Source organism: Actinoplanes aureus, from assembly GCF_015704865.1.
In the GTDB taxonomy this organism is placed as follows: domain Bacteria; phylum Actinomycetota; class Actinomycetes; order Mycobacteriales; family Micromonosporaceae; genus Actinoplanes; species Actinoplanes aureus.
In genome coordinates this window covers 1-17,453 of record NZ_JADQTO010000026.1, presented here as the reverse complement: position 1 = coordinate 17,453, position 17,453 = coordinate 1, and the positions used below count along the sequence as shown (strand labels likewise).

Below are 17,453 nucleotides of genomic sequence, written 5' to 3'. Positions count from 1 at the left end.
CGGCTGAAGTGACGTGGGGTAGCCAGAGTTGGCCGGGTTTGCGGCCGGTCTCGCGGACCGTGGTGGATCGGGTGGGTAGACGTGCACCGGATCCACCGCATTCCCCGAAACCACCACGCAACGGCGGCTACCCGCAGTAGTCCCCGCGTCGACCGCCTCCCGTAAGTGTCCCTACCACCCGGACCCGGCACCCCGGGCGCTGGCAAGCAACCACGACGAAACCGCGCCGGGCCCCGCACAACGCCGGGCAGGCAGTCCGGCCGCGTGGCGAGCAACCACGACGAGTCCGCGCCCGGCCCCGCACAACCCCGGGCATGCAGCCCGGCCGCGTGGCGAGCAACCACCACGAAACCGCGCCCGGCCCGGCAAACCTCGGGCAGGCACCCGGCCGCTGGCAGCAACCCCGCCGTCACCGCGTCCGGTCCGGCGAACCCCGCAGCAGGCAGCCGGCCGTTTGCCGAGCACCCACCTCGGTCTGCCCGCAGCGCGACGGACTGGTGTTTCCCGGCGGCCGCGCTGGGGCCGGGACGGAAAGCCTGGCTCGCGCCGGGAGAGCAGGGACGGGCACGGCTTCGGCGGGACGCCGGTTACGCGTACCCCGAAGAAGCGGAACCGGCAATGCAAACCTCGACCCACAAGGCCCGAACACCGATCAGCCGTCCGACGGCACTTCCCGGCGCCCGAACTCCACGGCGTCCAGATCACCGTGGAACTGATCGGTATCGACGTCGCTCTGCCCAGCCCGGATCCGCTTGCCGCCGATCACCACGGCACCGCTGGGCAGGATGTCCCGCAGCTTCGCGGTCTGCCTCCTCGGCGGCAGCACCTGGCGGCCGGTGCGCGGATCGTCGACCCGGATCTGGAACAGCACCGGCGACAGGCGTACGCAGGTCACCCGGTACCACCGGCCCACGGTGAGCCGGAAGTCGTCGCCGCCGGCGCCCAGCAGCACGAAGTCGGTCCCGTCCGACCAGCGGCACGACGGCCGCCCGGAGTCGACCTGTAGTTTCCACTGGCTCAGGCCGGTCCCGGCGGCGCCGAACTGGAACACGTTCATCCCGGCCTCCGACGACGGTGGCTCGGTCAGCCGGATGTCGGCGCCGTACACGAACCGGCCTTCGGCCGGCACCAGCGTGACCGTCCGGACCGGCTGGATGATCGCCTGCGGGCAGGGCGCCACCGTGCAGCTACCTCCGGGAAAGCGCAGGAACGGATCGCCGTCCTCGGTCACCACCGCCACCGCACCGCCACCTCCGGTACGGATATCGCCGTGCAGATCGTTGCCGCTGCTGTCAGCCACCTGGGCCGGACCGGTGAGGCCGCCCTCGTAGCGCAGTTCCAGGGAGCCCGGCGGTGGAGCGATGGCGGCGGCCGCGGCAAGCGCGCCGGCCACCACGGAGTGCAGAAGTGTCATGACGACCAACCTCAGCCGAGGTGGCCGACTCTGACCAGGGTGAAGACGCGCCCGGGTGGCAGTTGCACCCGGCCGGGTTAATACTGCAACGGCACTTCACCTGAGTGGGTAGCCACGCACGAAATGCGTCCGCGGTCAGGCGGGTGTGGTCACGGTGTGGTGGTCACGCTCAGCGCCAGAGCCCTTTATTGACGAACCCAGTTCGCTCGCCGTCGTCCAACAAGAAGGTTGCGGCTCAGCCTGCGAAAATCTCGCGGGGATTCATTGTTCAGCGGCGCACGATGCTGCCGATCGGGTAGCGTGAATCGCGCTTAGATGGGGGTTTGCCGTTGCCGGCGCGTGTCGCCTATGTGGGGCGTCAGATGGCTGCTCCGGCGTTGGCGGCGGTGCTGGATGTCGATATCAGTGAGGACGCCTGGCGGGTTTCCGTTGGTGGAAATGCGCACCGGACAGCGGCGGTCGCCGATCGGCTCTCTGCTCGCGAGCGGATCAGCCACCGGTGATCCGTGCCTGGCGGCCGCGGCCCTGACCGAGGCCGATTGCGCGGCGCTGCGTTGCGGCCGGCCCGTGCCTAGCAGCCAATCGCCGCTGGCCGGGGCCGGTTGGGCCCGTGACAGCGGCAGCGGCCGGAGGCACTGCGGACCCGGCTGATCAGGATCCGGCACCGCATGCCGCACCGGGGCACTGAGAGGTTGTCTCATGATGGTTGACACGGTGAGCCAGGCCGGCTTAGCGGGGCCGATGGGACTATTGCGCAACAAGAAGATGCGCCGGCATCTGCTAATCGGCGTCAGTGTGCTCGTGGCCGCGATGGCGATGTTCCTGCCCCTGTGGTCACTGACCAGCAGTAACTTCGACAAGGTCGAACACCGTGACGCCGTCCGGCAGGCAACCGGGTTGCAGGCGGCGTTGAACGCCCAGGCACAACGGCTGATCGACTTCGGGATCACCAACTCGGTATGGACCGGCGCCGTCGACGTCATCCGCACCGGAGACCCCGACATAGCGCTGACGAACTTCCCGCCCCATCTGATCGGCGGTGCCTACCACTTCGCCGGGCTGATCGCGGTGAACCGGGCCGGGCAGATCCGCGGCGGCGGCCTGGTCGTCAACGGCGTTTACCAGCGCCTGCCCGGCCAGTTCCCCGACGCACCGGTCCTGCAACGCATGTGGCAACCCGACGCCGCCGCGGGGACACCGGCGTGCGGACTGGTCGCCATCGCCCGGGCACCGCACCTGTACTGCGGGTTCCCCGCCTACCACACCAACGGCAAAGGCAGCAGCAACGGCGGCTTGATCATGCTGAAACCGGTCGACGCCGCCCTGCTCACCATACTGTCCGAGGCAGCCGACGCCCGGGTGTCTCTGGATTCGGGCGCCGGACGGGCCCAGGTAGCCCACGGAGAACTCCCCACCCTGCTCGGCCCGATAACGGTCAACACCGACCTCTCCGAACACGCCATGACCGCTTACGCCGCCATCACCGGCGTCGACGGGCAGGTCGTCAGCCTGCACGCCGTCCGGGACCGGCCCATGCGCGAGATGGCCTCCACCACCCTGCGCATGGTGTTGCTGGCCGCTGCGGGATTCACCATCGTAATCGTCGTGCTGATGATCCTGCTGGTGCGCGGCAGCGTCCAGGTACAGATCGGCCCACTACGGCACACCACCGAGAGGATCATGAACTCCGGTGACCTGAGCCTGCGCGTGCCCGCCGTCGGCGGGGGCCACATCGCCGCGCTCGGCAGAACCATCAACGCCATGCTGGCCGCCCTGCAACAACAGGAACAGCAGATCCTCCAAGCCCATGAGCGGGAAGAACAGCAGCTGAACGCCCGCCGGCTGGAAAGCCTCGGCCAGCTCGCCGGTGGCGTCGCTCACGACTTCAACAACATCCTGGCGGTGATCAGCAACTACGCAGAAATGATCTCCGATACCCTCGACTCACCGGTACCAGACCCGCAGGACCTGGCCGACGCGCGTAAAGACATCGGCCAGATCAGCCGCGCCGCCGAACGCGCCACCCGGCTGACCAAACAGCTACTCGCCTTCGGCCGCCGCGACATCACCCAGGCCGAGATCCTCGACCTCAACCACGTCATCGGCGACATCGAACCCATGCTGCGCCGCACCATCGGCGAACACATCCACCTGATCACCAACCTGGACCCGCAGCTGTGGCCTACTAACGCCGACGTCGGCCAACTCGAGCAGATCCTGCTCAACCTCGTGGTCAACGCCCGTGACGCCATGCCGGGCGGCGGCACGCTCTTCATCGAAACCAACAACGCCGAACTCGGCGAACACGACATCAGCGACGGCTCACCCCTGCAGGCCGGACGCTATGTACGCGTACGCGTCAGCGACACCGGCGGCGGCATGCCACCCGAAGTCATCGAACGCGCCTTCGAACCCTTCTACACCACCAAACCCAAAGGCTCCGGCACCGGCCTCGGACTCGCCACCGTCCACGGCATCGTCGCCGCAGCCGGCGGCGACGTAAACCTCTACTCCGAAAACGGCATCGGCACCACCGTCACCGTCACCCTCCCCGCCGTCGACACCCCCGCGGACACCCCAACACCCGACACCGACAAACCCCTCGAACAGTTCAGCGGCAGACCGCCGCACGAGACCATCCTGATGGTCGAAGACGAGCGTGCCCTGCGAGTCATCACCGACCGCGTCCTCAGCCGCGCTGGCTATCACGTGCTCACCGCCAGCGGCGGCGAACAAGCCATCCACCTCGCCCAAACCCACCCCGGTCCCATCGATCTGCTGCTCACCGACGTGATCATGCCGAAGATGACCGGCAACCAGGTAGCCGCCCGCGTCGAAGCGCTCCGGCCCGGCATCCCGGTGCTCTATATGTCCGGCTACGCCGAACCCGTCCTCGCCGAGAACGGCACCCTCCCCGAGGGCGTAACCATCGTCGAGAAACCCTTCACCAGCAAGGAGCTCCTCGACCACATCCGCACCCGCCTCCACCAAGCCGGCAGTCGGGGCCTGCAAATGGCTTCTTTGTCAACTGGTGAGGGCGATGTCGACAGGCAAGGCCTGTAGACGACGTTGGAGCCAGGCGTAGGCGGCCATGGCCAAGGTGATGTGGGCATATCGGGCCCGCCAGTCGCGGACCTGGTACTCGTCCGGGCCGGCCCGGCGCGTAACCGGGCCCGGTTGCCTTCCGGCGCCCGGACCGATAGACAGTTGTGGTTCTTGGAACCGGAGACTGTAGAGGGTGCGCCGTGATCGACGTGAATCAGCCCAGCGCCGCCCGGGTGTACGACTACTTCCTCGGCGGCACGCACAACTTCGCCGTGGACCGCGCCCTCGCCGAGCAGATCGCCGCCATGACGCCGAACATCGCCGAGACGATGCGCTCCAACCGCCTTTTCCTGCGCCGGGCGGTGCGGTACCTGGCCGGCCAGGGGATCCGGCAGTTCCTGGACATCGGCTCGGGCATCCCGACCGCCGGCAACGTGCACGAGATCGTCCGGGAGGCGGCGCCGGGTGCGAGCGTCGTCTACGTCGACATCGACCCGGTGGCCGTCGAGCACAGCCGGGACATCCTGGCCGGTGTGGAGCGCACCGGGGTGATCTGCGCCGACGTACGTGACGTGGACCGGCTGCTCACCGAGAGCGAGGAACTCGGCCTGATCGACTTCGACGAGCCGGTCGCCGTGCTGCTGGCCGGGGTGCTGCACTTCGTGCCGGACGCCGACGGCCCGGCGAGTGTGGTCGCGGCGCTGCGGGACGCGGTCACCACCGGCAGCTACCTGCTGATCTCGCACGCCACGGCGGACGGTCAGCCGCCCGAGGTGATCGAGGCGCAGAAGCTGTCGGGGCGTACGGCCACCGAGATCGTGCTGCGTACCGGGGCGGAGATCACCGCGTACTTCGACGGGTTCGACCTGGTGGAGCCGGGGCTGGTGTTCATTCCGCGGTGGCGGCCGGACCCGGGTGACGAGGCCGACGGGCATCCCGAGCGGGTCGGCGCGTACGCCGGAGTCGGCATCAAGAACTGAGACAGCGGCACCGATCTATGTGAATACGTGAGAGTATGCGGCTCATGTTGGCTCGGGCGGCGGTCGTGCTCTCCGTCCTGTCCGCCGTGCTCGCGGTGCCGGCCGCGGCGGCCGCGGCACCGCCGGTCGCCTGGGCGCCGTGCGCGGAGCAGACTCTGGCCGGATTGGACTGTGCCGGCTACGAGGTGCCGCTCGACCACGACCGGCCCGGCGGCACGACCACGACGATCGCGCTGGCCCGGCGCCCGGCGAGCGACCCGGAGAGCCGGATCGGCACCGTCTTCATCAACCCGGGCGGCCCCGGCGGCAGCGGCCGTGAGCAGGTCAAGAGGGCGGTGGCACGGCTGCGGCCGGAGGTGCTGGCCCGCTTCGACGTGGTCGGCTTCGACCCGCGCGGCGTCGGCGCCAGCGACCCGATCCAGTGCTTCGCCACCGACGCCGAGGCGGCGGCGCTGATCGCGCGGATGACCGGTGTGCCGGTGACCGCCGGGCAGATCGACGAGACGCTACGGGCGACCTATGAGTACACCGAGGGCTGCAAGCGCAACGCCGGGCCGCTGCTCACCCACATGAGCACGCTGAACGTGGCGAAGGACCTGGACCTGCTGCGCCAGGCGGTGGGCGACGACCGGCTCACCTACGTCGGGTACTCGTACGGCACGCTGATCGGTGCGACCTACGCCAACCTGTTCCCCGGGGCGGTGCGCGCGCTGATCCTGGACGGCAACGTCGACCCCGAGCAGCGGACGGACGCGCGGCTGGCCAACAAGTTCGCCCGGGCCGGCGGCTTCGAGATCGCCCTGCGCGGCTTCCTGGCCGAATGCGACCGGGCCGGGGTGAACTGCGCCTTCGCCGGCAACGCCCGCGCCAAGTTCGACCAGCTGCGCGATCGGCTCCGGCAGGGCCCGGTCACGCTGCCCGGCTTCGGCACGGTCACCCTCGACGACCTGGTCGGGTTCGCCGGCTCGACGCTCTACGACGTGGCCAGCTTTCCGGAGGCGGCGCGGACCCTCCAGCTGGTGCACGACGAGATCTTCGGCGATCCGCTGACGATCCGCCTGCCGCCGGCGAAACCGCTGCCGAAGGCCCCGCCGGTGCGCGGCTGGCTGCCCGACGCCTACTCGTACACCTCCCGCGACGCCCTGTTCGCGGTCAACTGCGCCGACGCCCCGCTGCCGCGCCACCCCGCGCTGTACCCCGGTTTCGCCGCGGCGTTCGAGGCCGTGCACCCGACCTTCGGCCGGGCCGAGGCGTTCAGTGAGGCCGGCTGCGCGAACTGGCCGCTGATCGGCGAACGCTACGCCGGCCCGTGGGACCGCCGCACCGCACAGACGATCCTGGTGGTCAACCCCACCTACGACCCGGCCACCCGCTACACGTTCGCCGTCCGGATGACCCAGCAGCTCGGCAACGCCCGGCTGCTCACCCTCGACGGCTTCGGCCACACCAGCGACTTCAGCAGCTGCGTCGACGACTGGTACACCCGCTACCTGATCAACGGCGAACTGCCCGCGGTGGGCACGCGCTGCACGCAGGATCGCGCTCCGTTCCCCGCAGCTTGAACCCCTTTGGGGTACGCGTGACCGGCCGTCCCGCCGAAGCCGGCCCGTCCCCGGACTACCCGCGCGATCTCGGCCGCCGCTCGCGGCCCCAGCGCGACCGCCGGGAAACGGTGCCGGGATCAGCCCGCGCGGTGCGCCGAAGCCGGCCCGTCCCGGGCCGCGGCCTCAATGGGGACCAATCCTCGTTTCCAGCGCGAGCATCGACCCACGAAAGGGGAGCACGATGGAATCATTCGCCGTCACCGGACCGCCACCATCACGCTCGCCGCAATAGTGGTTGTCATCGCCGTAGCACTGTCCCCGCTCGTCCTCGCCGCCGCCGGTGAAGCCGTAAACCTCGACTGGCAGCACATGAGCGACATCGGCCAGGCCTACGGTGCCGCAGCCGCCGTGTTCTCCGCACTCGCGTTCACCGCCGTCGCCGTATCGATTGCCTACCAGGCACGAGCGGTCAATCAGCAGCACTTCCAAGCCGTCCGCGGGTTCCAGTGGGAGCTGTTGAACATGGTCGCCGACGAGGTAACTCCCACGACGCACGGTTCGCGCGGATCGTCGATGAGGAGCACCGCAAGGCTGTGGCGTCAGGGCCGCCGGTTGAACCCGCAGTGAGTGCCGATATCCGGAAACCGCCGGAACAGGCGAAACGGTCGCATGGCGCAGCGGCTGCTGTCATTGCGGGGATTCTGCTGTTCGGCTCGGCTGCCGCCCGCCGCCGACGTTGACGTCGACGCAGCGCATCCGTCTGCGGACAGCCGGCCTGCGCGGCAGCACGGGGCGCCCGTTGTCGACCGCCGGGAGACGGCGCCGGGATCAGCCCGCGTGCGGTCGTGGTCAGGGTCTTGTCCGGCCCAACGTGGGTGCTGTCTGGCGGCCGTTGAGACAGCATTGAGCGTGGGCCAAGCAAGATCACCGCTTCACGGAAGCTGTCTAGCGTGGCCGCCGTAACCGTTGGGTGATGCTGTTTCCCGGCGGTCGCGTTGGGGCTCGGAGGGAAGCCCGGCGCGCGCTGGAGAGACGGGGACGGGTCGTTTTGGCGGGACGGCCGGTCACGCGTACCCCGAAATAGCGGACAGCCCTCAGCTCAGCGCGACCACCGCGGCGTGCGCGTCCCGGCGTAGCCGGTCGTCCAGCCAGACGATGTCCTGGTAGCTGCCGGCCCGCACCACCCGTTCGTCGCCTTCGGCGAGCTCGCGCAGCCTGGGCAGCGCGGGCGTCGCCCGCATTTCCACCAGCAGCCCGATCGCGCCCTGGTCGCCGTGCGGATCGGCGGCCGCGGCCAGCAGCGGATCGATCAGCTCGGCGGGATCGGTCCCGTAGCGCCACAGCGCCCGTGCCACGTCCAGCGTGGCCCACCGGTTCCGCAGTGCTTCCCGCAGCGCCGGGAGCAGCTCGGTCCCGGCGGGCGCGAGGTCGGCTGCCAGCGTCGCCGCGGTACGCACCGGGACGCCGCCGGCACGCAACACGGCGTCGACGGTGGGCAGCACGCCGGGCACCTCGCCGGTTGCCCGCCATAGGACCCGGGCCGCGGCGATCCGGGCGTCCCGGTCGGGGTAGGTCTCCGGCGCGGTATCGGTCAGCACCGCGCGCAGCAGCGGAACCAGGGGTGCCGCCGCCGGACCGGCCTCGGCGAGCATGCGCAGGTCCCAGGCGTACCGGCCCGCCGGGCCTCGGGAGAGCGCCGTCCGCGCGGCCGCTACCAGCGGGCCGGGGTCGCCGGTGATCCGCCAGAGCGCGTACCCGGTCTCGATGCCGCCCATCCCGTCGCGCAGCGCGTCGACCGCGGAGGCGGCGCCCGGCCCGATCCGGCCGAGCGCGGCGACGGCCGCCATCCGGGCGGCCGGCAGCGCGGCAACGATCTCCGGGACCGCCGCCGAGGCCGCCGCGCCCCAGCCGCGCAGCACGTTGACCAGGCTGATCACCGGGTTGCCGGTCAGCCCGGCGGCCGACTGTGCGGCCAGGCGGCGCCGTACCGCGGCCAGCATCTCCGGGTCGAACGCCGGCGGGTGTTCGAAGAGCAATCCGACGGCGTCCGGGTCGTAGCCGGACTCCCATGCCGCCAGCAGCACCGGCCGCCAGCGTGGATCACCGAGCCGGACCAGCGTGCTCAGCGCGGTGTTCGCCGGTCCGCCGGATTCTGCCCAGTCACCGGCGTCGGCGATCCGCGCCAGTTCGCCGGCGACCCCGGCGGCGGCGGTGCCGGCCTGCGCCGCGGTGTCCACCGCGGCCGCCCGGACCTTCTCGTCGTGGTCGGCCAGCAGTTCGCGCAGGCGCGGGAGCAGGGCGACCGGCGCGCCGCGCCGTTCCATGAAACGGCGCGTCAGCGCATGGGTCAGCCGGATCCGGCTCTGCGAACCGCCGCCGGCGATCAGCCTCGCGGTGAGCGTGTCCACCGTCGCGCTGCCGGCCAGTGCCAGGATCTCGCCGAGCGGATCGCTGGACCACGGACTCTGCCACTCCTCGTCGGCGCCGAGGTCGCGGGCGACGTGCCCGAGCACCTCCGGCGGGATGGGCAGCCCGGCCCGGGCGTACCCGAGCGCGGCGGCCACCGGCACCGGGAACGGCTCGGTCGTGGCCGCTTCACGCAGCAGCTCGACCGCACCGGCCCCGTCGTGCAGGGCGACCGCCATCAGCAAGGAGGCGCGCACCCGCGGGTCCGGCTCCGGCTGAACGAGGCTCAGCCGTTGCGGGCCACTGTGCGCGAGCGCGAACGCCGCCGCCTCGCGTACCCCCGGGTCCGGGTCGGCGAGCTGCGGCAGCAGCGTGTCGCTGTGCGCGGCGAGGGCGGCGCGCACGGCGGGCAGGTCGTCGCCGTAGCTCTGCCCGGGATCGCCGAGGACGCCGACCGTGTGTAGCAGCATGTCCCGCCGGTGCACGCCCGGTGTGGTGGCCAGCTCGATCAGGAACGGCACCGCGGCCACCGTGACCGGGTAGACCGTGCCCTGATGCCAGATGGCGGAGTGGAAGTCGAACCGGCCGTCGCCGGCCACCTCCGGATCGGGATCGGCGATGGCCCGCAGGATGTCCGGCGCTTCCGTGGCGGGCCCGTAGGCCCCGTCGTACGCCGCCCAGTCGATGTCGTCGAGTCCCGCGAGCATCGGGCGACTATAGATCTTCTCAAGAACGTGAATGTGTTGTAACGTTCTCTGGGAGCGCTCCCACAGTGCTCTCCCAGACTCGAGCCGCTTCGTCGCCGATTCCCCGGTGCCGGGGCGGCTCGCCCCATTCTTACCGGCGCAGACCCACCGCCACCAGCACCGATCGCGCCGCCTCCGCCGCCGGGCGCAGGATCTCCTCGCGCACCCACCGCGCGGCCGGCGTCACCGTGACACCCCAGACCCAGGCGATCCCGCGGAACAGCGCCCCGAACGTGTACCGCCACAGCCACGCCACCGCGATGCCGAACGGGCGCAGCAGGAACCGGTAGAGCTGGCGGCCCAGCCAGGACGTCCCGGCCCACCCGGCCCGCAGGAACCACAGGAGCGCCCGCCCGACCGGGGCCAGCAGCCACTCGTACACGAACCTGCCGACCGGCGCGATCAGCCGCTCGATCACGAACGTGACCGCCAGCAGCACGCCCACGAACACCGGGCGCAGTACGTACCGCCAGAGCGCCCGCAGCGCCGGCTGCAGGGCCTGCTGCCACAGCCAGGCCAGCGGCACCCCGATAACTATCCGCACCGCGGTCCAGATCAGCTGGGCCAGCCAGAGCACCGGGATCACCACCAGGTGCTGCCACAGCCAGGCCAGGGGCGCGAGCAGATACCGGTTCAGGAACCGGCCGATCAGCTTCGCGGCCTCCCAGAGCAGGCGAAACGGCAGTACCACGACGACCGCGATCGCGCGTACCGGCCAGAGGAGCCAATGTTCTTGATCAACCTGCTTCCGCACGCGCACAAGGTAGCCCACGCCGCAAAGACGACCGCCCTCCGCACCCGGGTGCGGAGGGCGGTCGCAGCGCAGGTCAGACGCGCTGGGTCTCGGTCGTCGAGGGGTGCAGTTCGGCGGTGGTCGCGCTCACGAACCGTCCGGTGCTCGCGCTGCGATGCACCGCCCGCTTCTTGCCGCCCTTGTCGCCCCCGACGTGCTCGGTCGTCGTGGACCGCGGCTGGCGCTTGGCGGTGCTCTCCTTGACGAACCGTCCACTGCGGGCGCTGCGGTTCACGTCGTGCTCGTTGCGGGCCATCGGGAAAGACCTCCTCCTGGAATCTGTCTGGCCTTTTACCTGCCCACCTCGCCCCGGCCGAAAACACACCGGTGTGATTCCATCGATGCCATGGCCCGTGAACACGTCGACGCCGTCGTGACCGCCGCCAACGAATCACTGCTCGGCGGCGGAGGCGTCGACGGCGCCATCCACCGCGCCGCCGGGCCCCGGCTCCCCACCGCCGGCTCCGCCGTGGCCCCCTGCGACCCCGGCGACGCCAAAGCCACCCCGGCCTTCGACCTCGACCCGCCGATCCGGCACGTCATCCACACCGTCGGCCCGGTCTGGGAAGGCGGCGGCCACGGCGAGGCCGAGGTGCTGGCCTCCTGCTACCGGCGCAGCCTCGAGGTGGCCGACGAGCTCGGCGCCCGTACGGTCGCGTTCCCCGCCATCGCCACCGGCGTCTACGGCTTCCCGCCCGAACAGGCCGCGCGGATCGTGGTCGACACCATCCGGTCCACACTCACCGCGGTCCACCAGGTTCGCCTGGTCGCCTTCGACGAGCAGACCCGTGCCTCGCTGGTCTCAGCCCTGCGAGAGTCGGCCTGGCGTCTTGTGATGAAGCCCGGTTGAGGTTGCACCATGACCGCATGATGACCGTGGAGATCACCACCATCGGGCGCCGTACCGGGCGGCCACGGCGGATCGAGACCTGGCGCTATCGAGCGGACGGCCGCTACTGGCTGACCGGAAGCCCGGGAACGCGTGACTGGTACGCGAACCTGGTCGCGCATCCGGAATTCACCCTGCACCTCGAAGATCGGGATCTCCCGGCCCGCGGACGGGCGGTGACCGACCCGGACGAGCGTGCGCGGGTGTTCGGCGAGATCGTGCCGGCTCTGGACTGGGCGGGCAGCCTGGAGAGCTGGATCGAAGGAAGCCCCCTGGTCGAGATCCAGCTGGATGAGGTGCTGTAAGAAATCGGCTCTCCGGCGCATTACCAGGTGACAGGACACCTTCACTAAGGACGGCCCATCAGTGGCAGACCCTGAGAGTGCGCAGGAGTTCACCGCGCTGTATGCCGACAACCACCCACGCGTGTACGCGTACGCCGTCGCCCGCGCCGGGCAGCCGCTCGCCGACGAGGTCGTGGCGGAGACGTTCCTCGTCGCCTGGCGGCGCTTCGCGCAGATGCCGAGCGGAGCGGCACTGCCGTGGCTGCTCGGCGTCGCCCGCAACGTGATCCGCGAGCGGTATCGCGACGAGGGACGGCAACGAGCTGTCGCCGCCGAGATGCTGGCGTGGGCGGCCGACACCCCCGACGTCGCCGACGGGGTCGCCGAGCGATCGGCGGTCCTGACGGCACTCGCCCGGCTCTCGGAGAACGACCGGGAAGTGCTGACCCTGATCGCCTGGGACGGGCTCTCGCCCCGTGCGGCGGCCCGCGTCGTGAACTGTTCCACCCCGGCGTTCCTCGTACGCCTGCACCGTGCCCGCACCCGCCTCGAGCGTGCCGTAGCGGCCGCCGAGGAACCGGCCATCACCAAGGAGCCCAGCCGATGAAGAACCACCCCGACGTCATGAAGGCTCTCGCCGAAGCGCGGCCGGCGCAGCTGGACCCGCCCCGGACACCACCGTTCCCCTTTCCCCTGCCGGACCGGACCGTCACCGGGCGCCGCCACCGGCGTTTCCGGGCCGCCGCGCTGATACCGGCCGGGGCACTCGCCGCCGCGGCCGTCACCGCGGTCGCCGTGGTCGCGATCGACCCGGGCGGCCCGGCGCCGACGCCCCACGGGCCCGGCGCATCCGTCGAGGCGGCACAGCCGCTGGCCGCGTCCCAGATCCTGCTGACCGCCGCCGAACGCAGCACCGAGGACGCTCCCCGGTCCGGGAGATATCTGGTCGTCCGGAGGGAGAGCGGGTCGGTGATCACCGTGGGTTCCGGCACCGCGACGTACGAGATGACGGCCAAGTCGTCGCAGGAGACATGGTTGTCCCGCTCGGGTGAGGAGCCCACCTGGGTGACGTTCCAGAAACTCGGCCTGACCCCGCTCACGCCCGCCGACGCCGCCGCCTGGCGTGCCGCCGGCTCGCCCGAGCAGGTGATGATCGGCAAGCCCCTGCCGACCGGCGAACTCGGGCCCGGCTCTGCGGTCAGCACCTCCGCAGGCCCGCGGGAGAGCTCCTCATGGGGCGCGGACCTGTACGCCCTGGGCGACACCAGCGTCTCCGTACGCGATCTCGAGAACCTTCCGACAGACCCGCCGGCCCTGCGGACCGCGCTGCTCGAGCACTTCCACGGTGGCGGCGGCGATCTGCCCACCGATCGGGACCAGTGGTTGCTGGCTGTGGCGTCCAGCCTGATCACCGACATCCCGGTCAGCGGCCCGGTCCGGGCGGCGGCCTTCCGCCTGATCGCCACCATGCCCGGTGTGCGCTCCCTCGGCGTGGTCACCGACCAGCGCGGGCGCGAGGGCCAGGGTTTCGCGTTCACCTCGGTGAACGCCGCCAGCGGCCCGATCGAGCGTCGCTTCGTGATCGACCTCGCGACCGGGCGCGCGCTCGGCGAGGAGTCGCGCGTCCTGCGCCCGTCGGGCACGACGGCGAAGCTCAAGCCCGGGAGCCTCCTCGGCTACAGCGTCGTCCTGGAACAGCGGACCACCGACGAGACGCCACCGAAGTAGGAGTCGGCGGTCAGCCGCCGGCAAGCCGCTCCAGCGCGGGAACCACCGAAGCCGGTGCCGGCATGGCAGCGATCTCCGCCGCCACCTCCTGAGCCGCCGTTCGCAGCGCGTCGTCGGTCAGCAGCCGGGTCAGGTCAGCCGGACCGATGGTCTTCGCCTCGACGGCCAGGCCGGCACCGCGCTTCGCCAGCAGTTCGGCGTTGTGCCTGCGGTCGCCGGCACCGGGTGTGGTCAATTGCGGTACGCCCGCCGCGAGCCCACCCAGCACGCTGCCCGCGCCGGAGTGGTGAACGAAGGCCGCGGCGTACGGAAGCACCTCGTTCAGGGGCACGCGATCGACCACCCGCACGTTCGGCGGCAGCCCCCGCGTGGTCGCCGGGCGGACCAGAACGAACTCGGCGTCCACCCGCGCGGCCGCGGCGACGACCGCCGGGCCGGGATCGCCGTCGTTCGGGCCCTTGAGGGTGCTGCGGCTGACCAGGACGCGCGGCTGCTCACCCGGCGTGAGCAGCCAGTCCGGGACCGACCCGCCACCCGAGAACGGCACCGGCCGCATCGCGATCGCACCCGCCGCCGGGGTGCCGCGCAGGCTCGGCGGCGTGACGGTGATGGTCAGCGCGGGCGCGGGGATGTCCTGCTCGGACAGGGCCGCGCTGGCCGTCACCGCCCGGAACAGGTCGGCGGCCGGCCACAGCGTGTTCTCGTGCAGAACCGACGGAACACCCAGCCGACCGGCCACCACGGCACCGGCCTCACCCAGCGACTCGTAGACGATCAGGTCGGGTCGCTCCCGCTCGGCCAGCGCCAGCAGCGGGCCGACCAGGGCCAGATTCGCCCGGCCGAACAGCTCGCCGACCATGGCGAGGCCGGCGGTGCCCCGCATCTCGGCGCGAGCGAGGCCCGGATGGCGAAGGGCCACCCGGATCGCGCTCCTCGGCAGGCTGAAGCGCGCTCCGATGTCGGCGGTGCGCAGACCGAGTACGTCGGACGGGAAGCCGCCGCTGGCCACGACGACGTCATGACCGGCGTCACGACACGCCGCGGCGAGCGGGATCAACGGCAGCAGGTGGCCTTGCAGTGGCGCGGCGACGAAGACGATACGCATGATCCGCCTTATAGCACGGCCGGGCGAGAGTAGGGCTAGCCCCCGGACGCAGGGGAAACCAGGTCCACTGTGCCGGCGCCGAGATCACGCCACGCTGATGGTGATCGGCTCGCCGGGTGGCGGCCGCAGCGCAGGGGAGGCATTCGTGATGGGTCCGGAGGAGCGTGCCGTAAGCCGGCGGGCTGTGCTCGGCGGTGTGGCCGCGGGCGTGGCGACGGGAATCTGGCCGGCGACGGCGGCCCAGGCCGGTGGCGTACCGGCGGCAGCGACGGTGGACGCGGTGGCGTCCCGGCTGGACCGGCATCTGATCGAGCTGCGCCGCGACCTGCACCGGCACCCGGAGACCGCCGGCCAGGAGCAGCGCACCGCCGACGTGGTCGCGAGGCACCTGCGCGCGGCCGGCCTGCGGGTCACCACAGGCGTCGGTGGGCACGGTGTGGTGGGTGTGCTGACCGGGGCACGGCGCGGCCGGACGGTCGCCTACCGGGCGGACATGGACGCGGTCGGCGCGCAGGACCAGATCGGCGGCAGCGGACAGGCCGCGCACCTGTGCGGACACGACATGCACACCGCCGTGGGCGTCGGGGTCGCGCTGGTGCTGGCCGCGCTGCGGGAACGCCTCGCCGGCCGATACGCGTTCATCTTCCAGCCGGCCGAGGAGACACTGACCGGAGCCGCCGCGATGCTGGCCGACGGTGTGTTCGACCGCATCCGGCCCGCGGAGATCCACGCCCTGCACTGCGGCCCGTTCCCGGTCGGCCAGTTCGTGGTCACGCCGGGCACCGGCCTGCCGGGCCAGGACCGCGGCGTCATCACGCTCACCGGCCCAGACGCGACGGCACGCGCGCAGCAACTCGCCCTCGAGATCAACAGTCTCGGTACGGTCGCCCGGCCCGCCACACCCGCAGACTTGGAGCGGCTGATCGCCGACGTGCAGACACCGGACGGTCCACTGGCCCGGTTCGTCTTCATGCAGGCCCGGGCCGCGGAGTCCGAGGTGCGGGTCTCCTACCGCTGCTGGCCGCAGCACCGGTACGCCGAGATCCGCGACGCCATCAGCCGTCTCGCCCGATCGGCCGGCCCGGCGTCCGTGGACTTCCCGAACAAGCCGTTCCCCGCCCTGATCACCCCACGGCGCGAGGGCCGGCAGTTGCAGCGCCACCTGCACCGCACGATCGGCGCCGAACGCACCGGCGTGCTGCATGCCGCGATCCCGTTCAGCGGCGAGGACTACGCGCTGTTCCTCGACCGGATCCCCGGCACGTACACCTTCCTCGGCGTCCGCGCACCCGGCGCCGCGATCGAGACCAGCTATCCACACTTCGGCACGTTCAACCCGGACGAGCGAGCCATCGGCCACGGCGTGCGCACGATGGCCGGCTGGCTGGCCACACGCGCCTCCGCCGAGACGCCGGCCTAGGCAGCTTTGGGGTACGCGTTCACGCGGTGTCCTCCGCGTTCCCGCGCGAGCTGATTGCCTGCGTCGCGGCCTTACCGCGACCGCCGGGCACGGGCAGAGTCGTTCGCTTGCGGAGTGCAGGGCCGGTTGCGGTAGGTCGGTGGTTGCCGGCCAGCGGCTGGGGTGCCTGCTTGCGGTGTGTAGGGCCGGCTGCGGTCGGCCGGTGGTTGCCGGCCGACCGCAACCGAGCTTGGCGGGTTTGGTGTGGATCAGCGAGACAGCCATTGCTGCTAGCTCGGTGGTCGACAAGGCGGGGTTTTGCGGGCCGGCTGTGCGCGAGGGCTGCTTCGACGGCCGGGAGGCAGCGCTGGCGCACAGCCGGGTGATCAAATAGGCCGGAAAAGCGGGCCTGGCTGTGCCTGATGGCTGTCACCGCCTCCCGGGGCCGGGCCGAGCCGGGCCGAGCCGGGCCGAGCCGGGCCGAGCCGAGCCGGGCCGTGCCGTGCCGTGCCGGGCTGGGCCGGGCCGGGCTGGGCCGCGTCGGGCCGGCTGCCGCGTATGGGCTCACCGTGTGGCTGCCGCAACGGCCGCTCCTGGAGGGATCACCAACCGGGACATTGCCGCGAAAGAGGTCTGGCTCCCGGACCGGAGTCAGCCGCCGACGTAAACCCAGGCCGTCTTGCCCGAGGCGAGGCTCGCCTCCACCCGGTGGTAGTCGTCGACCTCGTACTCGTCGGCGCGGAGCAGATCGTCCTCGGTCACCTCGAGGGCGGAACCGTCCACACCGTCGGCCGCATCGCCGGTCACGCGCAGGATCGGGTGATGAGTCTGACCGCTCACCGCCAGCACACGCGGATCGGTGATCTCGACCTGTTCGAGGCGGAACCCGAGAATCCGGTCGTCCCGGCCGGCCAGCTCACGCCCGAAGTTGGCCCTCTGCACGGCCGGATCCCGCAACGTCCCGTAGGAGAACAGCAATGGCATGACGAAACTCTAGACACCTTTTGGGGTCAGGGTCCGGCTGAGGTTGGTGGGGATAGACCGGTTCCGGTGAGGTAGCCGTCGATCAGTCCGTGGCGGTATTGCATGCGTTTGAGGCGGTTCTTCACGGCGGTGGTCA

Annotated in this window: 15 protein-coding genes; 9 read left to right on the top strand and 6 right to left on the bottom strand. The window is 71.3% G+C overall.

Annotation, left to right across the window (positions count from 1 at the left end; genetic code table 11):
• Positions 1 to 652: 652 nt before the first annotated feature.
• Positions 653 to 1,414 (bottom strand): hypothetical protein, encoded by a 762-nt coding sequence (locus I4J89_RS38010; RefSeq protein WP_196419038.1) that lies wholly within the window; start codon positions 1,412 to 1,414, stop codon positions 653 to 655.
• Positions 1,415 to 2,128: 714 nt separating this feature from the next.
• On the opposite strand from I4J89_RS38010, the gene I4J89_RS38005 reads away from it, so the two are divergent.
• The 4 genes from I4J89_RS38005 (at position 2,129) to I4J89_RS37990 (ending at position 7,610) form a co-directional block, all read left to right on the top strand.
• Positions 2,129 to 4,477, top strand: coding sequence for an ATP-binding protein (locus I4J89_RS38005; protein ID WP_196419037.1), 2,349 nt, complete (start codon positions 2,129 to 2,131; stop codon positions 4,475 to 4,477).
• A gap of 146 nt (positions 4,478 to 4,623) precedes the next feature.
• On the top strand, positions 4,624 to 5,439 hold the full coding sequence (locus I4J89_RS38000) for an SAM-dependent methyltransferase (RefSeq protein ID WP_196419036.1): 816 nt from the start codon (positions 4,624 to 4,626) through the stop codon (positions 5,437 to 5,439).
• Positions 5,440 to 5,483: 44 nt separating this feature from the next.
• The gene (locus I4J89_RS37995) at positions 5,484 to 7,001 is read left to right on the top strand and encodes an alpha/beta hydrolase (RefSeq protein WP_196419035.1); all 1,518 of its coding nucleotides are present in this window, start codon (positions 5,484 to 5,486) and stop codon (positions 6,999 to 7,001) included.
• 273 nt (positions 7,002 to 7,274) lie between these two features.
• Complete coding sequence (locus I4J89_RS37990) at positions 7,275 to 7,610, top strand: DUF6082 family protein (RefSeq protein ID WP_196419034.1); 336 nt, start codon at positions 7,275 to 7,277, stop codon at positions 7,608 to 7,610.
• A 467-nt stretch (positions 7,611 to 8,077) separates the two neighbouring features.
• Here the strand turns inward: I4J89_RS37990 and I4J89_RS37985 are convergent, their stop codons facing one another.
• From I4J89_RS37985 to I4J89_RS37975, 3 genes are all read right to left on the bottom strand, one after another.
• Positions 8,078 to 10,096, bottom strand: coding sequence for a HEAT repeat domain-containing protein (locus I4J89_RS37985; RefSeq protein ID WP_196419033.1), 2,019 nt, complete (start codon positions 10,094 to 10,096; stop codon positions 8,078 to 8,080).
• Between the two features lie 130 nt (positions 10,097 to 10,226).
• Positions 10,227 to 10,889 (bottom strand): hypothetical protein, encoded by a 663-nt coding sequence (locus I4J89_RS37980; RefSeq protein ID WP_196419032.1) that lies wholly within the window; start codon positions 10,887 to 10,889, stop codon positions 10,227 to 10,229.
• Positions 10,890 to 10,962: 73 nt separating this feature from the next.
• Positions 10,963 to 11,184 (bottom strand): hypothetical protein, encoded by a 222-nt coding sequence (locus I4J89_RS37975; RefSeq protein WP_196419031.1) that lies wholly within the window; start codon positions 11,182 to 11,184, stop codon positions 10,963 to 10,965.
• A gap of 90 nt (positions 11,185 to 11,274) precedes the next feature.
• Here I4J89_RS37975 and I4J89_RS37970 point away from each other — a divergent pair, with 90 nt between their 5' ends.
• The 4 genes from I4J89_RS37970 to I4J89_RS37955 all read left to right on the top strand — a co-directional run bounded on the left by I4J89_RS37970 (position 11,275) and on the right by I4J89_RS37955 (position 13,829).
• Positions 11,275 to 11,778, top strand: a complete 504-nt coding sequence (locus tag I4J89_RS37970; protein ID WP_196419030.1) for a macro domain-containing protein — start codon at positions 11,275 to 11,277, stop codon at positions 11,776 to 11,778.
• A gap of 17 nt (positions 11,779 to 11,795) precedes the next feature.
• The gene (locus I4J89_RS37965; RefSeq protein ID WP_196419029.1) at positions 11,796 to 12,122 is read left to right on the top strand and encodes a nitroreductase/quinone reductase family protein; all 327 of its coding nucleotides are present in this window, start codon (positions 11,796 to 11,798) and stop codon (positions 12,120 to 12,122) included.
• Between the two features lie 61 nt (positions 12,123 to 12,183).
• Positions 12,184 to 12,708 carry an RNA polymerase sigma factor gene (locus tag I4J89_RS37960; RefSeq protein ID WP_196419028.1) on the top strand — a complete coding sequence of 175 codons (525 nt, stop codon included), beginning with the start codon at positions 12,184 to 12,186 and terminating at the stop codon, positions 12,706 to 12,708.
• Positions 12,705 to 13,829: a CU044_5270 family protein gene (locus I4J89_RS37955; RefSeq protein WP_196419027.1), complete on the top strand. Its 1,125-nt coding sequence runs from the start codon at positions 12,705 to 12,707 to the stop codon at positions 13,827 to 13,829. Before I4J89_RS37960 ends, I4J89_RS37955 begins: the two co-directional genes overlap by 4 nt.
• A gap of 10 nt (positions 13,830 to 13,839) precedes the next feature.
• Here I4J89_RS37955 and I4J89_RS37950 read toward each other — a convergent pair whose 3' ends face one another.
• A complete protein-coding gene (locus tag I4J89_RS37950) occupies positions 13,840 to 14,934 on the bottom strand; it encodes a glycosyltransferase (RefSeq protein ID WP_196419026.1) in 1,095 nt (364 codons plus the stop codon).
• Positions 14,935 to 15,082: 148 nt separating this feature from the next.
• On the opposite strand from I4J89_RS37950, the gene I4J89_RS37945 reads away from it, so the two are divergent.
• A complete protein-coding gene (locus tag I4J89_RS37945; RefSeq protein ID WP_196419152.1) occupies positions 15,083 to 16,354 on the top strand; it encodes a M20 metallopeptidase family protein in 1,272 nt (423 codons plus the stop codon).
• A gap of 630 nt (positions 16,355 to 16,984) precedes the next feature.
• Here I4J89_RS37945 and I4J89_RS37940 read toward each other — a convergent pair.
• Positions 16,985 to 17,317 (bottom strand): gamma-glutamylcyclotransferase family protein, encoded by a 333-nt coding sequence (locus I4J89_RS37940; protein ID WP_196419025.1) that lies wholly within the window; start codon positions 17,315 to 17,317, stop codon positions 16,985 to 16,987.
• Between the last annotated feature and the right edge of the window lie 136 nt (positions 17,318 to 17,453).